This is a genomic window from Rheinheimera sp. 1928-s, from assembly GCF_029269265.1.
Lineage (GTDB): Bacteria > Pseudomonadota > Gammaproteobacteria > Enterobacterales > Alteromonadaceae > Pararheinheimera.
Map to the genome: position 1 here is coordinate 12,758 of NZ_JARIXP010000017.1, position 19,632 is coordinate 32,389.

Sequence of the window (19,632 nt, forward strand, 5' to 3'; positions counted from 1 at the left end):
GCTTTTGCTGTTAAGGATGCGATTATAGAGCGCAAAATAATTAATGAAATAAAAACCATGAATACAAAGCGACAAAGACTGGTGTGCATCCTGTTGCTCAGCCAATGGTTACTGGCCTGTGGCCAAAAAGGCCCTTTAACATTGCCTCAAACCCCACAACCCAATAAGGCGCCAACAGAACAACCAGCGCCAGCCGATCAGCCAGTAGTATCAAAGGAACAGTAGTGGATTACTTTAATTATCAGGATCAGAACTTATTTGCCGAAGGTGTTGCATTAGCCGATATTGCCGCAGAATTTGGCACGCCAACTTATGTCTATTCCCGCGCTACTATTGAGCGCCATTACAAAGCTTTTGCTGAAGCTGCGCCAAGCCGTGATTTATTGGTTTGTTACGCCGTTAAAGCCAATAGCAATATAGCGCTGTTAAACCTGCTGGCCCGCCTTGGCAGTGGTTTCGATATTGTGTCTGAAGGTGAATTACGCCGAGTATTGCAGGCCGGTGGCGATGCAAAAAAAGTGGTGTTCTCTGGTGTAGGTAAATCCGTCACTGAAATTGAGTTTGCCCTGCAAACCGGCATCAAGTGTTTCAACGTGGAATCTATTCCAGAGCTGGAACGTATTCAGCAAGTGGCCAGCCGCCTGAATATTATTGCGCCTATTTCTATTCGGGTGAACCCGGATATAGACGCCAAAACCCATCCTTATATTTCTACCGGCTTAAAAGCCAATAAGTTTGGTATAGATATTAACGACGCGCTCGCCATGTACCAGCAAGCCGATGCCGCTTCGCATTTAAAAGTTTGTGGTGTGGATTGTCATATCGGCTCACAGCTAACAGAAACTCAGCCGTTTTTAGATGCTTTAGATAAATTGCTGGCCTTGATCGACAAATTAGCTACAGTGGGGATTCACCTGAGCCATATCGATATTGGCGGTGGTTTAGGTGTGCCTTACGATGGCGAAACGCCGCCACATCCTGCTGAATACGCAGCCAAAGTGGTAGAAAAACTGGAAGCTTATCCACAGCTCTCCATTATTTTTGAACCAGGCCGCGCCATTATGGCCAACGCCGGTGTACTGCTGACCAAAGTAGAGTATTTAAAACCTGGCCAGGAAAAGCATTTCGCTATTGTTGATGCTGCGATGAATGACTTAATTCGTCCGGCGCTTTACAGCGCATGGCAAGCTATTATTGCTGTGCAGCAAAAGCCGCATCTTCCAGCCGTCACTTACGATGTGGTAGGTCCGGTCTGTGAAACTGGTGATTTCCTTGGTAAAGACCGAGCTTTAGCAGTGGAGCCAGGTGATTTACTGGTAGTGCGCTCAGCAGGCGCTTATGGCTTTACCATGAGTTCCAACTACAACAGCAGACCCAGAGCCGCAGAAGTGCTGGTGGATGGTGACCGCAGCTATTTAGTCCGCCAGCGTGAACAATGGCAGGACCTGTGGCGCGGTGAACAGTTGGTACCCTGAATGATCCCAGACAATAAATTTAAAGATCGTCCCCACCAAACCTTAGTGCATTTCTCAAAAATGCACGGTTTGGGCAATGACTTTATGGTGATAGACGCCGTCAGCCAAAATGTGTTCTTAACCAAAGAACAAATTAAAAAGCTGGCCGACCGCAACTTTGGTGTAGGTTTTGACCAGTTGCTGATGGTGGAACCGCCTTACGATCCGGATCTGGATTTTCACTACCGCATCTTTAACGCCGATGGTTCTGAAGTGGAACAATGCGGCAATGGTGCGCGCTGTTTTGCCAAATTTGTCCGGCATAAAGGCCTGACCAATAAATACAAAATTTCTGTCAGCACCAAATCCGGCAAAATCACTTTGTATATAGAGCAGGATGGTCAGGTCACGGTCAATATGGGCGTGCCGCAATTTGATCCGGCCAAAGTGCCTTTTAAAGCACAAAAGCAAGAGCTGAACTATATTTTGCACAGTGAAGACGCAACCACTTTATGTGGTGTGGTGTCGATGGGCAATCCGCATGCGGTGATACTGGTCGATGATATTCAGGCGGCCCCAGTGCATCAGTGGGGACCAGTTTTTGAAAATCATGAACGTTTTCCTGAGCGTGCCAATATAGGTTTTATGCAGGTACTGTCCCCTTCTCATGTCAAATTAAGAGTATGGGAACGGGGTGCAGGTGAAACCCTGGCTTGTGGTACTGGTGCTTGCGCTGCTGCTGTCATTGGTCAGATGCAGAAAAAATTACAAACCCAGGTAAGGGTAGATTTACCAGGCGGCTCTTTGCAGATCCGCTGGCAAGGGCCTGGCCAACCCGTCAAAATGACAGGGCCAGCCGAACATGTTTTTGATGGACAATTATTCTTATGAGCGACCTTCCTCTCGATACAGCATTGGTAAACCCTGAACTGGCCGAAGCCAGCCTGATTGTTGATTATCTGTATGATCATCCTGAATTTTTTCTGCAACACCCAGAGCTGTTAAGCCGTTTACGACTACCGCACCAGCAACGGGGTGTGGTGTCTTTAGTGGAACGTCAGTTGGAATTACAGCGAGAAAAAATTCGCTCTTTAGAAGACGATATAACCCGACTGATGGGTATAGCCCGCCAGAATGAACAGATTTTTTATGCGCTGAACGATCTGCATTTACAGTTATTAAAAGCGGCCGATCAAACTGCTTTGCTGGAAGCTTTGCAGGCTTTTACCGCCCAAATGCCGCATGTGCAAAGTTGTGTATTGGTCGATTTGCAGCAAAAAACCGATCAGGTCGCGCAGTTACAGCTGATTTTACAGCGCCGTTTAAGTGGCAAAACTTATTATTTTGGCCGGATGAACCGCGACGAGATGGCCGCTTTGTTTGAACCTCATATTCATTCGGTATCATTACAACTGTTAAAGCTATCGGAAGAGCAACAGTTCCTGCTGGCCTTTGGCAGCGACTCAGACGAACATTTCCAGCCAGGCATGGATACCTTATTTTTGGATCATCTGGCGAAGCTGGTGTTGGCCGTTTTACCCACTGCGATCTGAACCGTGAAACTGTCTGCTGAACTGGATCATTGGCAAGCCGACTTGTCGGCTTTCCTGGCTTATTTAAAGCATGAGCGGGGTTACAGCGACAAAACCATAAGCAGCTACCAATTGCAGCTTTCTGCAGTGGCCAGTCAGGTGGCAGAACAAGCCAGCCATTGGGTCGACCTGACCGAAACCCAGCTGCAATTGCATATATCCTCGTGCCGCAAAAGCCTAAAAGCCCGCAGCTTAGCGCTCAGAGTGGCGTCTTTGCGCAGCTTTTACCGTTATCTGGTGCAACAAGGCAAACTAAAAGAAAACCCGGCGTCTTATTTACAGGTGCCCAAATTCGACAAACCTTTGCCCAAAAACCTCGACGTCGATCAGGTCAATCATCTACTGGATTTTAATACCAGCGAAGACGCCCTCGCCTGTCGCGACAAAGCCATTCTGGAATTGTTTTACTCCTCAGGTTTACGGCTGGACGAACTGGTCAGCGCCAATTTGCAGGATATTGATTGGTCCGAAGCCTTAATACGGGTGCGTGGCAAAGGCAATAAACAACGGGTTCTGCCTATAGGCCGTATGGCGGCTGCTGCTATTAAAGACTGGCTGAAAGTGCGAAGCGCTTACGTCTGCGCAGATCCAGAGGCGTTGTTTTTAAGCAAACAAAAAAACCGCATCAGCAGCAGGCAAGTGCAACAACGGGTTAAACTCTGGTCTGAACGCCAGGGTTTAGCGCAGCACTTGCATCCCCACATGCTACGCCACTCTTTCGCCACTCATATGCTCGAATCCAGCTCAGATCTGCGCGCCGTGCAAGAGCTGCTGGGTCACGCTAATCTGAATACCACTCAGGTGTACACCCACCTGGATTTCCAGCAGCTCGCCAAAGTCTATGACAATGCGCATCCCCGGGCGAAGAAGAAAAGCACATCAGACTGAAACTGTGGTTTCTTGCTTGTCTGAAGTATCTGCGTCAATGTCAGCTTTACAGATCACAACTGTGCCAGCCATAAAGTCATGCAGAGCCCGGCGTTTTTTATTAGTTAACATGACAAAAAACTCACCCCAGATCCAAATCTGCATAGCAATGCTGGTCAGGTTATATAAACCTGAAGAGTGCTCAACCAAATAGGCTGAACGAGTAAGGAAGTCCATCGAAAAATACTGTTGATCAGTCATATCAAACAGTGGCGGTATTAGCAGGACAGACATAAAAAAGGACGAGATGAAAAGTACTGAATAACGTAACGATGCTTCCTTGTAACCCAGATCGCTGCCATCAATCTTGGTTATTTTGATATCAAGCAGGAGCTTGCCAGGTGTACCTCCATACTTTTTGACCAAATACAGATTAAACCACAAGCCAAAAGCAAGTCCGGGCAGCAACCAATACAACTGAAACAATCTGGCTTGTTCATTTCCCCATACAGTTAATGCCATGACTGGCACCATAAATAAGGTATCTAACCAAAAAGCGCCAAATCTGCGCCAAAATCCTGCGTACTGCATTTCTATCTCCTTATAGCTCTCTGCAAGCCAGCTTATTAAGTCGGTTTTTGCTTATTCCCAGCGAATGCCATTTATCAGCCACAACTATAAAATGTTTTAAATCAGAAGATTAGCTATTTATTTAAAATAATCTCAAAATTAAACTTGCGAAATAAYAGTTATCGCAATAATATAWTCGCAAGTCGGGGCAAACAGCTGGTTTAACAGCAGTCAAATGACCAGATACAGAACCTAGTAAAGAGTGACGTAAAGAGTAMAGATTAGGTCCGTAAGGACTGGCAGTAACAGAAGTAAAACCGGGTGAGTTCACCCATTTTTTTAAACCACACAGTTATCGCGATAATACATATCGCAAACAAACTTAACAGAGGAATACATCATGCAAGTACTTTACAAAGCAGTAGCAACTTCAACTTCAGGTCGTGACGGTCGTTCAGTGTCTTCAGACGGCGTATTGGATGTGAAATTAAGCACCCCTAAAGAATTAGGTGGCGCTGGTGGTGYAGCGACGAACCCTGAGCAGTTATTTGCTGCCGGTTACTCAGCGTGTTTCTTAGGTGCCATTAAATATGTCGCTTCACAACAAAAAGTGCTGATTAGTAACGATGCAAAAATCACAGCTGAAGTGGGTATTGGTCAAATCCCAGGTGGTTTTGGTCTGGATATCGAACTGCAAATCAGCCTGCCAGGTGTTAGTAACGAAGTAGCGCAGGACTTAGTGACGAAAGCTCACCAGGTCTGTCCTTACTCGAATGCAACACGCGGCAACATTGATGTGCGCTTAGTGATTGTCAGCTAACAGCACAACACTCACCCCCAGGAAACTGAATTTTTTTAAYTATTRACRTATCGCGATAACAGTTAGATGAATAAGCATCCTGTTATCGCCACCCAATAAACCGCTGCGGCGAGGAGATGAACATGAACACATTTCGTAAAGTTTTAGGTTTAACAGTCATTGCTTTAGGGATTAACAGTGCWTTCGCCGCTGGTGCTCCTGCTCTTGATGTACAGGTTGAACAACAAACGCAAGGTTTTTTAAATGCTCTGGCTCAGGGCGGTGGTACACCTTTAGAGCAACTGTCGCCTAAAGATGCCCGCGCTGTTTTAACTGGTGCTCAGGCCGGTGCCACATTACCTGCTGCTGATGTCAGTGAAAAAACCATCACTATCGATGGCAAGCCTTTAAAACTGGTGSTGGTTCGCCCTGCAGGCAGCAAAGGGGTATTACCAGCCTTTATGTTCTTCCACGGYGGTGGCTGGGTATTAGGTGATTTCCCAACCCACGAGCGTTTAATCCGTGATTTAGTCAGCCGCTCTGGTGCMGCTGCAGTCTATGTGGATTACACRCCATCACCGGAAGCCAAATACCCAACAGCTATTAATCAGGCCTATGCCGCAACCAAATGGGTAGCTGAACATGGTAAAGAGCTGAATATCGACAGCTCACGTTTAGCAGTAGCGGGTAACAGTGTCGGTGGCAATATGGCGGCAGTCGTCGCGTTAAAAGCCAAAGAAGCCGGTACTCCAAAACTGAAATTCCAGTTGCTGTTATGGCCTGTGACTGATGCGAACTTTGAGAATAGCTCGTACAACCAGTTTGCAGACGGCTACTTCCTGACCAAAAACATGATGCAGTGGTTCTGGGATAACTACACCACTAACCCTGCAGAGCGTAACGAGATTTATGCCTCCCCACTGCGTGCCAGCATAGAGCAGTTAACAGGTTTACCGCCGGCTCTGGTTCAAACCGCAGCTTTGGATGTACTGCGTGACGAAGGCGAAGCTTATGCCAACAAACTGGATGCTGCTGGTGTGACAGTCACTTCAGTGCGCTACAACGGCATGATCCACGACTTTGGTTTACTGAATGTGTTGTCTGATGTGCCAGGTACACAAGCAGCTATGGACCAGGCAGGTCAGGCGCTGAAAAAGCACCTGAACTAAAAGTTACTGAACCCACAGCCTCCTACGGGAGGCTTTTTAATCTCGACAACAAGGTCCACAGGGAAGTACAGGTAGTTTTCTTTTAAACCGAACAGACTTTCATGCGGAGTGTTTTATGACTTCTTTAACCCACGACAAAGAGCGAATCCCACAAGACGCTTTATTGCATCTGGATCAGCAACTTTGTTTTGCCCTTTATTCCACCTCATTGGCGATGACCAAAGTCTACAAGCCGTTGCTGGAACAATTAGGCCTGACTTACCCTCAGTATTTAGTGATGCTGATTTTGTGGCAAAACGATGCGCTGGAATTACAGCAAATTGGTGAACAACTACAGATAGCATCCGGAGCTCTCACTCCGGTGCTGAAACGTATGGAAAAAATGGGCTTACTGCAGCGCAGTCGTAATCCGCAGAACGAGCGTGCACTGCAAATACGTTTAACTCAGTCTGGCTGGGCTATGCGTGCCACAGCGGCCGAAAAAGTGCAGGTAAACCGCCATATCAGTTTAAAGTCCGGTATGGCCGACACTGAAATTCAGGCGCTCAAGCAAGAGCTGGTTCAGCTACGAAAGCAACTGAACTCAGCTCTTTAACGTCCACACCTTCAGGCTTGTTGATTACAACAGCCCTTCGATCTTTTCGCTCAGCAGCAACTGGTCTATCAAGGCATATTGTTCCTGCGGGCTCGCCAGTTTTAACTGACGGACAAAATCCATAGAACTGGCCGGAGTGTTCGGATAACCATGCACCAGCCAGAGCTGACGTAAAGCAGTCGTGATGCGTTGATCACCCAACTCTGCTCTGAGCCTGGCAAAAGCTAAGGTAGCCCGGGAATACTGATCATAAGATTCATCCGAGTCGATTAAAGATGACGGCTGTGACTTACTGCGGGCCTGGGCCCGAGCAAATCGCTCTTTTTCGTAGTCCACCAATGCTTGCATAGCATCTCGGCCAAAGTGTTGTTCAATCAGCACCAGCTCGACATACTTTGCCAAAGACTCCACCAGAAAAGCACCATCACCTGGCACTCCATTGCCCATATCATGACCAAACCATTGGTGGGCGACTTCATGCACTGCACGGCGATACACCTGACTAAAACCAGCATCAGCTGCCTGTGTCGCCCGTACTCCTACTCTGTGATTAATCAGCACCAGCTGTGGTAAAGCATAACCAGTACCACCGGAATCCAGTTCCGGCATGCTGACCAACCGCAACACTTCTCCGCGATAAGGGCTGATTTGTTGTTCAAACCAGCTTAATGTCTGTTGCATCGCCAGCATGGTTAGCTCTGTCGCCTGATTCTGCTCTGGTGCGTATATCTCCAACAGTACTTTGCCATGCTGAACCTGTTTTGCTTGCCATGGCACAACCACAAAAGCGCTGATAGCACGAAGAGGCTGACTGGTTTTGTAGTGGAAAAAACTGCGGCCATCCTGCTGCCATTGTTTCACCAAGGCGCCCTGCGTTATAGCCTGTTGGCCTTCAGGTACTGAAATGACCGATTCCATGTTGACCCATTGATAAGCGGCCTGTGCTGTAGAAGTTTCCGAAGGCTTTAACTCTGTTAGTTCTGGCAAGCCATATTGTGCCCTGATACTATTGTCTCTGATCCTGTATTCAGGCACAAAACCTACCGCAGGAAACAAAGGCACAGAACGTAAATAACTAAAGTCGGGCCGGATCAACTGGTGCATAGCCGCAGGCCAAAGCCCTTTTTGTTTCAGTTGCAGCTGCACTGTTAAACTGCGGTGTTGTCCAGGTAACAACGGACTGGTGAAAGTGAACTCCCGCTGCCCAAGCGGCCTGTTTTCGTGGCTGAGTTCAGCGCCAGTCATTTCAATCTGTTGCAGTGGATAAGCCCAATGTTGCCCCACTAACACCTGCTGAATAGGCTTTGCCGTGGTGTTGGTTAAGGTCAATACCAGTTTTAACTTAGCACTCTGTGCTGCTGGCTCAAAGTCTACTGCAGAATACAGAGCAGTCACCACAGGCTGCGGTTTATGTTGCCAGTGTTGATACTCTGTTTCGTAGTCAGCACGCCATTGCAACCTCTCGGATGAAAACATCAAAGGCTGCTCTGCACTAAGCTGCTGATCCAGCTGCCAGCCCTGCCAACTCCCCCCTATCAGTAATAGCAGTATGACAGAGATGCGTTTTGGCGTAAGTGCGGTGCGCAAAACCGGGCCACTAGAACCGGTGCCTCTATGATAAAAAGCCAGGGCAAGAACCAACGCAATCAGCGCCAGCAACAACCAGAACAAAGTAAAAGGCCAGAAGCCAGCACTGCTGCTTTGATAACTCCAGAGCCCATCTGCAGCATGCAAAGGTGTAGTGAACAGCAGCCACAGCGGGTGTTCCAGCCCTGCCATAGTGGGCAAAGGAGACATATGCAGCGCCAGCACCAAAGCAATCAGTACCAGAGCCAGCAAAGGAGTGCGACATAGGCTATGCAAGGATACAAACACCAACATCAGTAACCAAAGTGGTACTAACTGATAACCAGCCTGCAGCAAATACTCAGACCATTGCAGCGGCGCAGATGTAACGCACAACTGCGCCACCATTACAGCACTCAGCATCAGAGCCACAAAAATCAGCAACAGCACCGTCAGACAGATGAACTGACTGAACAGCAACATCCGTCCTGACACCGCAGTACTGGCAATCAGCTCATGCATCTGACAGCTTTTATTCAGCCAGCTTAGTTTGGTACTCCAGAACACCAGCAGCAAAGCACCAAAACGTGGCACCAAATCCCACATCACCTGATTTAAGGCGTCGCGGCTGGTGGGACTAAGTACCGACATCACTTCGGCATAATCCACACCCGAAACCACTTCGCTAAAAGCCAGTGCTGCCAGCCCAAGCAGGCTCAGCCAACTACCAGGATGCAGCATTAACTGCCGACTATTCACCAGACTCAGTTGCCCTAACTGCCACAATTGCGATGCAATATTAAGCCTTGAGTTTTGCACTGGCACTGCCTGAAAAGATCTGTGGTTTGAAGCTGTACTGTCTTTGGCTAAATCCGCTGGCTTCTGAGCACTTGTGGCCGCAGTTGCATCCAACTTTTTCATCTGTAGTGCTGACCACAACAGCAAAGCCGAAGCGCTGAGTAATACCAGCCTGTTCACTATGAAACTAAGATCCAGCTGCAGGCTTTGTTGCCCCGTCATAAATTGTTGGATCAGCGGAGTAATTGCATACAAGTCGGCATACAACATCAGTTGCCACAACCAGGGCGCAACAATCTGACTATTTGCCATTAAAGGTGAACCTGTGGCTGCGGCCAGTGCCATATAACCTGCCCACAGCAGTATGGTCGCCATATAAAGCAAAATAGCAGAGCCAAATTTTAAGCTGAGCCACAACTGCAACAAACAAAGTAGCAACAACCCGGGCACATACTGCAACAGGAAAATAGCCAAAAAAGTTGCTATCAACTGCTGGTCAAAAGGCACAGTATCGACACGCCAGAGTCCAAACAGCAAGACGCCAGACAACAGCAGAGTCATAGCTATGCACAGCAGCAAAAAAGCAGCAGTTCTGCTTAAACACCAGTTCAAATGACTAACTGGTGTGGCCCTTATTAATTCCGTCATACCACTTTGCTTTTCACGTAAAAAAGCTAAAGGAGCTAAAGCCCCTGTGAGCAGCGGCAACACCAGCATGGCTAAAGCAGAATAAGCAAACAACAGTTGTTTCAACGGATTTTGTTCACCGCTGCCGGGTAGACCTGCAGCAACCAGAAAAACAAAAGAGCAGCTCAGCGCTACAGCCAACCAGCACAAAGACTGACGTTGATAAAACTTCAGTTCATTGACAATAAGAGGCCAGATCACTGCTTCGCCTCCCGTTGCTGCTGCAACTCCAAAAAGTATCTGTCCTGCAAACTGGCTACGGCATTTTGGAAAACTGGCTGCTGCGACTCTTGATGATAAAAACGCTGCAGTAACACACCACGCTGATACGTGCTGCTCAATAGGGTGGCCGAAGCAGGCAAAGCACTCTCTTCGCCATAGGCCAGCCATACCTTGCCCTGTAGCGGTTGGATCAAGGATTCGGTATCGCCCTGCACCAGAATGCGTCCAGCCTGCAAAATGGCCACTTCTGAACAGAGCTGCTCTATGTCTTCGACTATATGGGTCGACAATAGCACCAGACGGTTTTTACTGACGCCGACCAGCAAATTATGCAAGCGCTGACGCTCTTCAGGATCTAAACCCGCTGTGGGTTCATCCAAAATGATAAGGGCCGGATCGCCCAACAAGGCCTGAGCTATACCAAAACGCTGGCGCATACCACCGGAAAAGTTTGCCACGGCTTTGTCAGCAAAGGCAGTTAAGTTGGTCAACTCAAGCAACTGGTTTATTTGCTGCTGGCGGGATGCTTTATGCACAACCCCCTTCAGAATGGCCATATGCTCTAGCAAAGCACGGCAGGACATATGCGGATAAACACCAAATTGCTGTGGTAAATAGCCCAGCTGCCGCCTGAGTTCTGCAGGTTGTTGCTGCAGATCAATGTCATCAAACTTAAGCTCACCGCTATCGGGCTGCTGCAAGGTCGCTATAGTGCGTAACAAAGATGATTTACCAGCTCCATTCGGGCCCAACAAACCAAACATGCCACGTTCAGCAGTCAGGTTCAGTTGCTGTAAGGCTGCGGTGCCATCCGGATAGGTTTTGCATAACGCTTTGATCTGTAACATCGGCACAGAGTCCTTTTGTATTTTAATTCAGCGCAGACTAGCGGTTGCAGCAACTAGTGCTCAACACGGAAATGACCAGATAGGCAAAGCAGATGACCAAGCTGCGGACGAGGCGAAATACAGGCAGGATCTGGTGTTTTTAGCGGGAAAAATGACTTTCATCAGTCAAAACTAAGGTTTTGTCAGCAGACGGGTGACAAGATTAATCCGCGCAGGCAACATTGCAAGCAGATGAAAATTCAGGAACCGTTATGACGTCGGCTTTCAGGCTCAAAGACTTATTCTCTCTGCTGCCAGTGTTGCTTGCATTATGCTGGTCGGCCTGGAGCTTGCTGCAGAACGAACATCTGGCCAGTTGGAGCCGCGCTGGCCTTTTGATCGGTCAGTTGCTGCTGGAGTTATCCCCGCTATTGCTGGCCCAATTGCTGCTTGCCAGACCATCAGCACGGGCTATTTTCTGGTGGCTGTGGCTCGCCGCTATGGTGCTATATCCACTGCTCAGTATAGAGCTAAGACCACAGAACTCTTTGCTGTTACTGGACCAAAGCTGCTGGTTGATTGCCCTATGCGGCAGCTTACTGTATTGGCTGGAGCAGTTTTATCAGCAGAAACTCTCACCAGGCAGTAACAACAGCTGGTTACAAAAACTCTGGTCGTTGGACACAGCAGTCGCTCTGCTGCTGACAGGCTGGGTGCTGTTTATGGCTTTATTGCTTGGCTCGCACCAGAATCCTCTGGCAAACCAGCCGATACCTTTGCAAGTGCACACCGACAGACTGCTGCATTACCCCTTTGAATTTATTGGCTACCTGCTGCAGTTTGGTCTAATTGCCAGTCTGATGTACGGCTACTACTGGCTGAACCGGTATCTGCTGATCCGCCGTTTACTGGCACAATATGGCTTGTTGCCCTTTGTGCTCACCAGCCTCTGTTTACTGCTATTGAGTTATCCACTGCTGGCCAGCCTATTGTTATGCTTGCCCATCAACAGCTATGAAGTCACCACACTGGCATCTGGCAACCACAATGCTTTTGATTGGTATAACTTTAAATTTGTGCTGGGGATTTGGCTGGTCAGTACACCGCTGATCCTGGCCTTTGACCGGCAACAGCAGGAAAAAAATCTGGCGCAGATTCAGCACAGACAAGTTCAGACTGAACTCTTATTGTTGCAACAACAGATTAATCCGCATTTTTTATTTAATACCTTAAACAACCTGTATGCGCTGTGTCTGGTGCAGTCAGACCAAGCTCCCACGTTGATACTGCGGCTGGCTGACTTATTAAGGTATGTGGTGTACCAGGGCAGCCAGCCATTGGTCACATTGCAGCAGGAGATCAACTATCTGCAGGATTATCTGGCGTTACAGCAATTGCGGGTTAGTAATAAAACAGAACTTAGTCTCAGCCTGCCAGAGCAGGCCGACCAGCATCTGCTGCCGCCTTTGCTGTTGATTATGCTGGTGGAAAACGCCTACAAACATGGCGTGGAAAGCACCACAGAACCCAGCAAAGTGAAAATCCAAATGCAACTCCAAGGCAATACACTGATCTTTATCTGTGAAAATACAGTGCCGGCACAGCAGAGCTTTGCACCTGCAGGGATAGGACTGGAAAATCTGCGCCGCCGTCTACAGCTGTGTTATGGCAACAACTACAGCTTAAGCAGCGCCGCCACAGTCTTTGGCTGGCGTGCTGAGCTGGCAATAAAGCTGGAACAGAATCCATGCTGAAATTATTGGTTATAGATGACGAACCGCTGGCTCATCAGGTGATTACTTATCACTGCAAAGCTTATGCGGATATAGAAATTAGCGGCCATTGTTACAGTGCTGCAGAAGCGTTGGCTGTATTGGCCAGACAGCAAGTGGACTTGCTGATACTGGATATTCAGATGCCGGTATTAACTGGCCTTGATATGCTGAAAGTGATGCAAAACAAACCACAAGTGATTATCAGTAGTGCCTACCAGCAGTATGCGCTGGATGGCTTTGAACTGGACGTGGTCGATTACCTGCTCAAACCCATCAGTGCAGAACGTTTTGCCACAGCACTGCAAAAAGTAAGACGCCGGCTGGTTTTGGCACCGGAAAAACCTGCGTCAATTCTACTGAAAGTGGAGCGTGAGCTGCGCAAATTTAAGTTAGCAGAAGTATGTTGTTTTGAGGCCTATGGCAATTATGTCAAAGTCTGGCAAGGTCAGAAGATGGTGTTAGTGAATGCCACTTTAAAACAAATTTATCAGCAGGCGGCATCGGCTGATTTTATTCAGGTGCAGAAGTCTTTTCTGGTGAATAAACAGCATGTGGTTGGCCTCGACAGCACATCAATCCGCTTAAGTAATCAGATGCAGATTAAAATTGGCCCGGCTTTTAAAGATCAGCTAAACGGCATTCTTTGACCTCAAACAACAGATCCTTTTTACTACTCCCCAGCGTAAAAGCAGTACACTGCAACTTATAGCGGACAAAACGAACTCAATTATGCGTGTTTACAAAGCCCTTTTGCCTTTTAAAGCGATCTCTTTTGATTTGGACGATACGCTGTATAACAACGGCCCTGTGATTGAGCAGGCTGAACTGGCTATGCAGCAAAGGTTGCTGCAATTGGCGCCTAAGCTTGGGCTGATCGACCCTGAATTCTGGTGGCAAAAACGCAAAGAACTGGCTGTACTGAACCCGGAAGTGCGGCACGATGTCAGCCGCTGGCGCTTGTTGTCGGTGGAACAAGGCTTAACGGAGCTTGGAGTTGGTCGCTGTGAAGCAGGTGAAATTGCGGAGCTGGCTTTTAGTGCTTTTTATAACGCCCGTAGCAACTTAATAGTGCCGGATTCCAGCCATCAGTTACTCAAAGCCTTAGCAGAGCGTTATCCGCTGGTGGCTATTACCAACGGCAATGCAGATTTAACACTGCTGCGCATCAGTCAGTACTTTCAACAGGCTTATCACGCTGGCCCTAGCGGCAAAATGAAGCCCTACCCTGATATGTTTCATAAAGCCTGTCAGCAACTGGCTATTGCGCCCCATGAACTGCTGCATATAGGCGATAACAGCAAAGCCGATGTACGGGGTGCGCTGAATGCCGGTTGTCAGGCAGTATGGCTGAAACATGAAGCCCATTTTCAAACCTCTGTATTGCCTCATCTGCAAATTGATTCGTTGGAGCAGTTGCAGGCTTTGCTTTAAGTTCACAAAGCTGGGGCAACAAAGCTGTAGGGTGTATAATGCTGCAAATTTTGCGACAGGTACTGACTGCTAATGGATGTCTCTTCTTTACTGGATGGCTTAAACGATAAACAACGTGATGCGGTAGCCGCTCCTCCTCAACATATGCTGGTATTAGCCGGTGCTGGCTCGGGCAAAACCCGGGTACTGGTGCATCGCTTAGCCTGGCTGATGCAGGTGGAACGTGTTGCGCCTTATAGTTTATTGGCTGTGACTTTTACCAATAAAGCCTCACAGGAAATGCGTAACCGTATCGAACAGACCATAGGCGTCAGTTTAAATAATCTGTGGATGGGTACTTTCCACGGCTTGTCGCACCGTATGTTGCGGGCCCATTATCTGGAAGCAGGTTTACCTCAGGGTTTTCAGATCATCGACTCAGACGATCAATACCGTTTAGTGCGTCGGGTACTAAAAGCGCTGAATTTAGACGAAAAACACTGGCCACCTAAACAAATTCAATGGTTTATCAACGCCCGTAAAGACGAAGGTCAGCGCCCCGGCACTATGGATGCGCATGGCGATTTTAGCCTGCAAACCATGATCAAAATTTACGCCGCCTATCAGGAAATGTGCGACCGCTCGGGTTTGGTCGATTTTGCTGAAATTTTACTACGCAGCTTCGAGCTGATTAAACAGCAGCCGCAAATCCGGGCTCATTATCAGCAGCGTTTCCGCCATATTCTGGTGGACGAGTTCCAGGATACTAACTCTATTCAGTATGAATGGTTAAGGTTACTGGCAGGCACTGACAGTAAAGTGATGATAGTAGGTGACGATGACCAGTCCATTTACGGCTGGCGTGGCGCTAAAGTAGAAAACATTCAGCAGTTTTTAGAAGACTATCCAAACCCTGTCACTATTCGCCTCGAGCAAAACTATCGCTCTACCGGCACTATCTTAAAAGCCGCCAACTGTGTGATTTCGCATAACAGCGACCGTTTGGGTAAAGACCTGTGGACGGACGGCGAACAAGGCGAAGCCATTTCACTCTACACAGCTTTTAACGAGTTGGACGAAGCACGTTTTATTGTTGGCCGTATTCGGGAGTGGAAACGTGAAGGCGGCAAGTTGATTGAAGCCGCAGTACTGTATCGCAATAACGCCCAGTCGCGGGTGCTGGAAGAAGCTTTAATTCAGGACGGTATTAACTACCGTATCTATGGCGGCTTACGTTTCTACGAACGTCAGGAAATCAAAGATGCGCTGGCTTATCTGCGTCTGATCAATAACAGACAAGATGACGCCGCGCTGGAACGTATTATCAATACTCCGGTGCGTGGTATTGGCGATACCACTATGGACAAAGTGCGGGAAAATGCCCGCTCTCTGCAAATCACCTTGTGGCAAAGCCTGCAGCAAATGCTGGCCAATAAACAACTGACTGGCCGTGCAGCCAATGCCATCAGCACTTTTGTGCAGATGATTGATCAGCTCGAAGCCGACAGCAAAGACTTAAGTCTGGATGAGCAGGCCGATCACGTGATTCAACTATCTGGCCTGATGGCGATGTATAAAGCCGAAAAAGGCGAAAAAGCTCAAACCAGAGTAGAAAACTTAAATGAATTAGTTAACGCCTGCGCCAACGCCACTTATGTCAATACCGAAGAAATGACGCCGCTTTCTGCCTTTTTATCTCAGGCGGCATTAGAAGCTGGTGAATATCAGGCTGAAGAACATTCAGACGCAGTGCAACTGATGACCTTACACAGCGCCAAAGGTTTGGAATTCCCGCTGGTGTTTATCTGTGGTTTGGAAGAAGGCATGTTCCCAAGCCAACAAAGTGGTGATGACAGCGAACGTTTAGAAGAAGAACGTCGCTTATGTTATGTCGGTATGACCCGGGCTATGCAGAAGTTGTATCTAACTCATGCAGAAAGCCGCCGTTTATATGGCCAGGAGCAATACAACAGACCATCACGTTTTATCCGTGAAATTCCGGCCGACTGTTTAGAAGAAATCCGCCTTACCACTAATGTCAGCAAACCGACTCAAATGAACCGTTTTGGTAGCGCAGCCAGCCACAGTGCGTTTGAAAATACCGGTTTTAAACTGGGCCAACGGGTTTTACACGATAAGTTTGGTGAAGGTACAGTGCTGAATTATGAAGGCACAGGGCCACAATCGCGTATTCAGGTGAACTTTGACGAGCTCGGCAGTAAATGGCTGGTGACCGCTTATGCCAGGTTAGAACCGGTTTAAGCTATGACCGACCTGCTGCAGATCATCCGCCAGCAACAAAGCGCTTATCAAGAGCGTGGCTGGCGTTTACCGGTTTGGTTAGCAGGTTCAGAGGCTTATACTCAGCAGCAACTTTCAGCCTTACAACCAGAAGGCACAAGCTATTGGTTAGGCCATCAAGCCCCTGCGGGTTTTACAGTATTGTCAGCCAAACAAAAGCAGCAATGGCTGGGCACAGAGTGTGATCTGCTGGTGGTGGATGCACGCCATGCTGTCGACTGGGATTTAGTCGCAGCCAGCAGTGGTTGCTTAAAAGCAGGTGGGCTTTGGTTATTTGTTACCGAACAACCGGATCTATGGCGACAACAGCCTAACCCTGCGGCTAAAAGAGTGTTGCCCTATCCGCTTGATGCTGCTGTTTATACAGGCTTATTTAAACAGTTTTGGTTAGAACAATTGCAGGATGCCCAGTGGGTCCAACTTATTGAAGGGCGCGCTGCTGTAATCCCTGTCTTACCGGAAGCTATTGCTCCAACACAGGCCGAAAAACCCTATCGCACAGCAGAACAACAAATCGCAGTGGCCGCTATTCATAAAGTAGTGACAGGTCACAGACGCCGCCCTTTAGTACTGACGGCGCATCGTGGTCGTGGCAAATCCAGTGCTTTGGGTTTAGCTGCGGCTCAATTAGCGCTGCAAGGTAAAACCGATATTCTGCTGACAGGCCCTTCGCCTGTTGCAGTACAAGCTGCATTTTTTATCGCTGCTAATCTTTTAAAAGAGCCTTATCAGCCAGGTCAAAATCAACTGCTAAACGGTACTATTCGTTTTGTGCCTGTCGATGTTCTTCTCTCGGAAAAGCAGCAGAACACTGTGATTTTGGTGGATGAAGCTGCGGCTATTCCAACGCCTCAATTGCAGCAACTCACTGATCTGTATAGCCGCTTAGTCTTCGCTACGACTGAACATGGTTACGAAGGCACAGGCCGCGGTTTTCAGCTGCGATTCCAAAGTTATTTACAGCAGCATTGCCCTGGTTTTCAGAAAGTTCATCTGCATCAGCCTATACGCTATCAGGCAAACGACCCACTGGAGCAGCTGATTTTTAAAGGCTTTTTACTGGAGCAAACTGACTCTGTTTTGGCTGCATTACCGGAAACTCAGCTTGCCAGCTATCAGGTAAAAGACTTACTGCTGCAACCTACAAAGCTACAACACATTTTTAGTTTATTAAGCCTGGCGCATTACCAAACCGATGTGATGGACCTCTGGGCTTTATTGGATAACCCGGCACTGAAGCTCTATACACTGGAGCAAGATCAGCAGCTGATCGCCTGTGCTTTAATCAGTTTTGAAGGTGAGCTGGATGCTGCACTTGCCACTGCGGTATCGCATGGCAAACGCAGAGTGCAAGGGCATTTATTAGCTCAAAGCTTAGCTTTTCATTGCCTGCAGCCGCAACTGGCAGAGCAAAAAATGGCTAGAATTCAGCGTATTGTGGTGCATCCTCAGCTACAAACGCAGGGATTTGGCAGTCAATTATTGAGCTTTGTGTTGCAGGATTTAATTAACCAACAATATCTGATTGGCACCAGTTTTGGTGCTACTTTAGCTTTAGCAAAGTTCTGGCAAAAAGCAGGTTTTCACCCAGCAAAGCTCAGCCATCAAAATGAACAAGCCAGCAACGAAGCCTCTGTTTTGATGCTGTATGGTGAGCAGTTCAGAGCTTTACAACAACAGTTTTCCAGACAGTTGTATTGGCAGCTTGCTGATAAACAACGCACTCTGGACCCGGCTTTAGCGCTATTGTGGGCAGAGCCTCCTTCTATAGAACTCACTTCACAGCAAAGCACAGAACTGCAGTTATTCCAGTCAGAATTACGTCCTTTTGAGCTGATAGAAACCCATCTGTTGTGTTGGTTTAATTTGTATTATGCCAAAGTGGAGCATCAAACAGCGCTCTTTCTAGTACAACGGCTTTGGCAAAAGCATGACTGGCAGCAGATTTCTTTACCTTCCGCGAAACAAAAGCTGCCGGAGTTATGCAAGCAGCTTAAGTTTTTAGACTAAACCTGCTGGTTTTACCGTCTGTAGAGTGTCATCGCAGAGGGTGTTATTGTCTGTAGGGGTTTCCCTTATGGGCGGCCGTGTTTGGGTTTTGGCTGAGAGTTGAGCGGGTATTGTTTGCAATTCAAGCGGAACTGTTCTGAATTCGGGTGCGGTGAACTACTTTATTCCGGGCGGTAAGGCGACAGCAGGCCGTCTTGTCCGCCTGGCGGTGAACTACAGTGCTCACCCCATCCATGGGTTCGCCGCTTCGCGGCCCGCTGAAGCGGTCCAAAAACGTTCCAGACGTTTTTGTATTCCGGGCCTCCTGCCTTCCACCCTCCGGGCCGGCTGCGCCGTTCCAGTTCGTTCCAGACGAACTGGTCGCATGGGGATGCCCTGCTCGGGTGATTGACCACCTGATTTCGAAGTAAGCAAAAAGGCCCAGTCTTTCGACTGGGCCTTCTGGCTTAATTGGGAGCCTGGCGGTGAACTACTCTCGCATGGCATCTGCCACACTACCATCGTCGCGGCTGCGTTTCACTTCTGAGTTCGGAATGGAGTCAGGTGGTTCCACAGCGCTATTGCCACCAGGCAAAAAACGTGTCTGGAACACGTTTTAACGCACTTTAGTGCGGCCCGTAAGGGTAAAATCCATGGATGGATTTTATAAAAACGTATTCCTTTAATTGAGCAAGCTAGATAGAATTCTTTTATCACACCACACACAAACACCTTGGGCGTTGTATGGTTAAGCCTCTCGGGCAATTAGTATGAGTTAGCTTAACACATCACTGCGCTTCCACACCTCACCTATCAACGTTGTGGTCTCCAACGACCCTTATGTGTACTCAAGGTACAAGGGATGACTCATCTCTTGGCCGGCTTCCCGCTTAGATGCTTTCAGCGGTTATCCGTTCCGAACGTAGCTACCGGGCAGTGCCATTGGCATGACAACCCGAACACCAGCGGTTCGTTCATTCCGGTCCTCTCGTACTAGGAACAACTCCAATC

Annotated in this window: 15 protein-coding genes and 2 rRNA genes; 12 read left to right on the forward strand and 5 right to left on the reverse strand. The window is 48.2% G+C overall.

The features are described 5' to 3' along the window. The first annotated feature begins 224 nt into the window (after positions 1-224). Genes lysA through xerC form a run of 4 tightly spaced genes read left to right on the forward strand, consistent with a single transcriptional unit; the run spans position 225 to position 3,934 of the window. A complete protein-coding gene (lysA, locus tag P3C17_RS20965) occupies positions 225-1,475 on the forward strand; it encodes a diaminopimelate decarboxylase (protein ID WP_300931215.1) in 1,251 nt (416 codons plus the stop codon). Beyond that, entirely contained in the window at positions 1,476-2,345 is an 870-nt protein-coding gene (dapF, locus tag P3C17_RS20970) for a diaminopimelate epimerase (RefSeq protein WP_346015682.1), read from the forward strand. Next, positions 2,342-3,007, forward strand: a complete 666-nt coding sequence (locus tag P3C17_RS20975) for a DUF484 family protein (RefSeq protein WP_300931216.1) — start codon at positions 2,342-2,344, stop codon at positions 3,005-3,007. Before dapF ends, P3C17_RS20975 begins: the two co-directional genes overlap by 4 nt. Positions 3,008-3,010: 3 nt before the next feature. Further along, a complete protein-coding gene (xerC, locus tag P3C17_RS20980; RefSeq protein ID WP_346015683.1) occupies positions 3,011-3,934 on the forward strand; it encodes a tyrosine recombinase XerC in 924 nt (307 codons plus the stop codon). Here xerC and P3C17_RS20985 read toward each other — a convergent pair. Then, on the reverse strand, positions 3,926-4,504 hold the full coding sequence (locus tag P3C17_RS20985) for an RDD family protein (RefSeq protein ID WP_300931217.1): 579 nt from the start codon (positions 4,502-4,504) through the stop codon (positions 3,926-3,928). The two genes, xerC and P3C17_RS20985, sit on opposite strands and share 9 nt — an antisense overlap. Before the next feature lie 379 nt (positions 4,505-4,883). Between P3C17_RS20985 and P3C17_RS20990 the strand changes: the two genes are divergently transcribed. The 3 genes from P3C17_RS20990 (at position 4,884) to P3C17_RS21000 (ending at position 7,046) form a co-directional block, all read left to right on the forward strand. After that, on the forward strand, positions 4,884-5,303 hold the full coding sequence (locus P3C17_RS20990; RefSeq protein WP_300931218.1) for an organic hydroperoxide resistance protein: 420 nt from the start codon (positions 4,884-4,886) through the stop codon (positions 5,301-5,303). Between the two features lie 122 nt (positions 5,304-5,425). Beyond that, positions 5,426-6,451: an alpha/beta hydrolase gene (locus P3C17_RS20995; protein ID WP_300931219.1), complete on the forward strand. Its 1,026-nt coding sequence runs from the start codon at positions 5,426-5,428 to the stop codon at positions 6,449-6,451. 115 nt (positions 6,452-6,566) lie between these two features. Further along, a complete protein-coding gene (locus P3C17_RS21000) occupies positions 6,567-7,046 on the forward strand; it encodes a MarR family transcriptional regulator (protein ID WP_300931220.1) in 480 nt (159 codons plus the stop codon). 24 nt (positions 7,047-7,070) lie between these two features. Here the strand turns inward: P3C17_RS21000 and P3C17_RS21005 are convergent, their stop codons facing one another. Both P3C17_RS21005 and P3C17_RS21010 read right to left on the reverse strand, forming a co-directional pair. Next, complete coding sequence (locus tag P3C17_RS21005; protein WP_300931221.1) at positions 7,071-10,298, reverse strand: M1 family aminopeptidase; 3,228 nt, start codon at positions 10,296-10,298, stop codon at positions 7,071-7,073. Continuing rightward, positions 10,295-11,167 carry an ABC transporter ATP-binding protein gene (locus P3C17_RS21010; RefSeq protein ID WP_300931222.1) on the reverse strand — a complete coding sequence of 291 codons (873 nt, stop codon included), beginning with the start codon at positions 11,165-11,167 and terminating at the stop codon, positions 10,295-10,297. Before P3C17_RS21010 ends, P3C17_RS21005 begins: the two co-directional genes overlap by 4 nt. 251 nt (positions 11,168-11,418) lie before the next feature. Here P3C17_RS21010 and P3C17_RS21015 point away from each other — a divergent pair, with 251 nt between their 5' ends. From P3C17_RS21015 to P3C17_RS21035, 5 genes are all read left to right on the forward strand, one after another. Further along, on the forward strand, positions 11,419-12,900 hold the full coding sequence (locus tag P3C17_RS21015; RefSeq protein WP_300931223.1) for a histidine kinase: 1,482 nt from the start codon (positions 11,419-11,421) through the stop codon (positions 12,898-12,900). Beyond that, complete coding sequence (locus P3C17_RS21020; protein ID WP_300931224.1) at positions 12,894-13,568, forward strand: response regulator transcription factor; 675 nt, start codon at positions 12,894-12,896, stop codon at positions 13,566-13,568. Before P3C17_RS21015 ends, P3C17_RS21020 begins: the two co-directional genes overlap by 7 nt. A gap of 82 nt (positions 13,569-13,650) precedes the next feature. Continuing rightward, positions 13,651-14,352 carry an HAD-IA family hydrolase gene (locus P3C17_RS21025; RefSeq protein ID WP_300931225.1) on the forward strand — a complete coding sequence of 234 codons (702 nt, stop codon included), beginning with the start codon at positions 13,651-13,653 and terminating at the stop codon, positions 14,350-14,352. A 72-nt stretch (positions 14,353-14,424) separates the two neighbouring features. Then, positions 14,425-16,593 (forward strand): DNA helicase II, encoded by a 2,169-nt coding sequence (uvrD, locus tag P3C17_RS21030; RefSeq protein WP_300931226.1) that lies wholly within the window; start codon positions 14,425-14,427, stop codon positions 16,591-16,593. A 3-nt stretch (positions 16,594-16,596) separates the two neighbouring features. Further along, positions 16,597-18,642, forward strand: coding sequence for a GNAT family N-acetyltransferase (locus tag P3C17_RS21035; protein WP_300931227.1), 2,046 nt, complete (start codon positions 16,597-16,599; stop codon positions 18,640-18,642). A gap of 456 nt (positions 18,643-19,098) precedes the next feature. On the opposite strand, the gene rrf is transcribed toward P3C17_RS21035, so the two are convergent. Together rrf and P3C17_RS21045 are read right to left on the reverse strand one after the other, a co-directional pair. Further along, positions 19,099-19,213: ribosomal RNA gene (rrf, locus tag P3C17_RS21040) — 5S ribosomal RNA — on the reverse strand. A gap of 152 nt (positions 19,214-19,365) precedes the next feature. Beyond that, a 23S ribosomal RNA gene (locus tag P3C17_RS21045) occupies positions 19,366-19,632 on the reverse strand; the annotation flags it as partial.

Bases quoted from the DNA above. Each gene is read 5' to 3' on its own strand.
- dapF (WP_346015682.1), top strand. From the start codon at position 1,476: ATGATCCCAGACAATAAATTTAAAGATCGTCCCCACCAAACCTTAGTG.
- P3C17_RS21000 (WP_300931220.1), top strand. From the start codon at position 6,567: ATGACTTCTTTAACCCACGACAAAGAGCGAATCCCACAAGACGCTTTA.
- P3C17_RS20975 (WP_300931216.1), top strand. From the start codon at position 2,342: ATGAGCGACCTTCCTCTCGATACAGCATTGGTAAACCCTGAACTGGCC.
- P3C17_RS20985 (WP_300931217.1), bottom strand. From the start codon at position 4,504: ATGCAGTACGCAGGATTTTGGCGCAGATTTGGCGCTTTTTGGTTAGAT.
- P3C17_RS21015 (WP_300931223.1), top strand. From the start codon at position 11,419: ATGACGTCGGCTTTCAGGCTCAAAGACTTATTCTCTCTGCTGCCAGTG.
- P3C17_RS21025 (WP_300931225.1), top strand. From the start codon at position 13,651: ATGCGTGTTTACAAAGCCCTTTTGCCTTTTAAAGCGATCTCTTTTGAT.
- P3C17_RS21010 (WP_300931222.1), bottom strand. From the start codon at position 11,167: ATGTTACAGATCAAAGCGTTATGCAAAACCTATCCGGATGGCACCGCA.
- P3C17_RS21020 (WP_300931224.1), top strand. From the start codon at position 12,894: ATGCTGAAATTATTGGTTATAGATGACGAACCGCTGGCTCATCAGGTG.
- uvrD (WP_300931226.1), top strand. From the start codon at position 14,425: ATGGATGTCTCTTCTTTACTGGATGGCTTAAACGATAAACAACGTGAT.
- P3C17_RS21035 (WP_300931227.1), top strand. From the start codon at position 16,597: ATGACCGACCTGCTGCAGATCATCCGCCAGCAACAAAGCGCTTATCAA.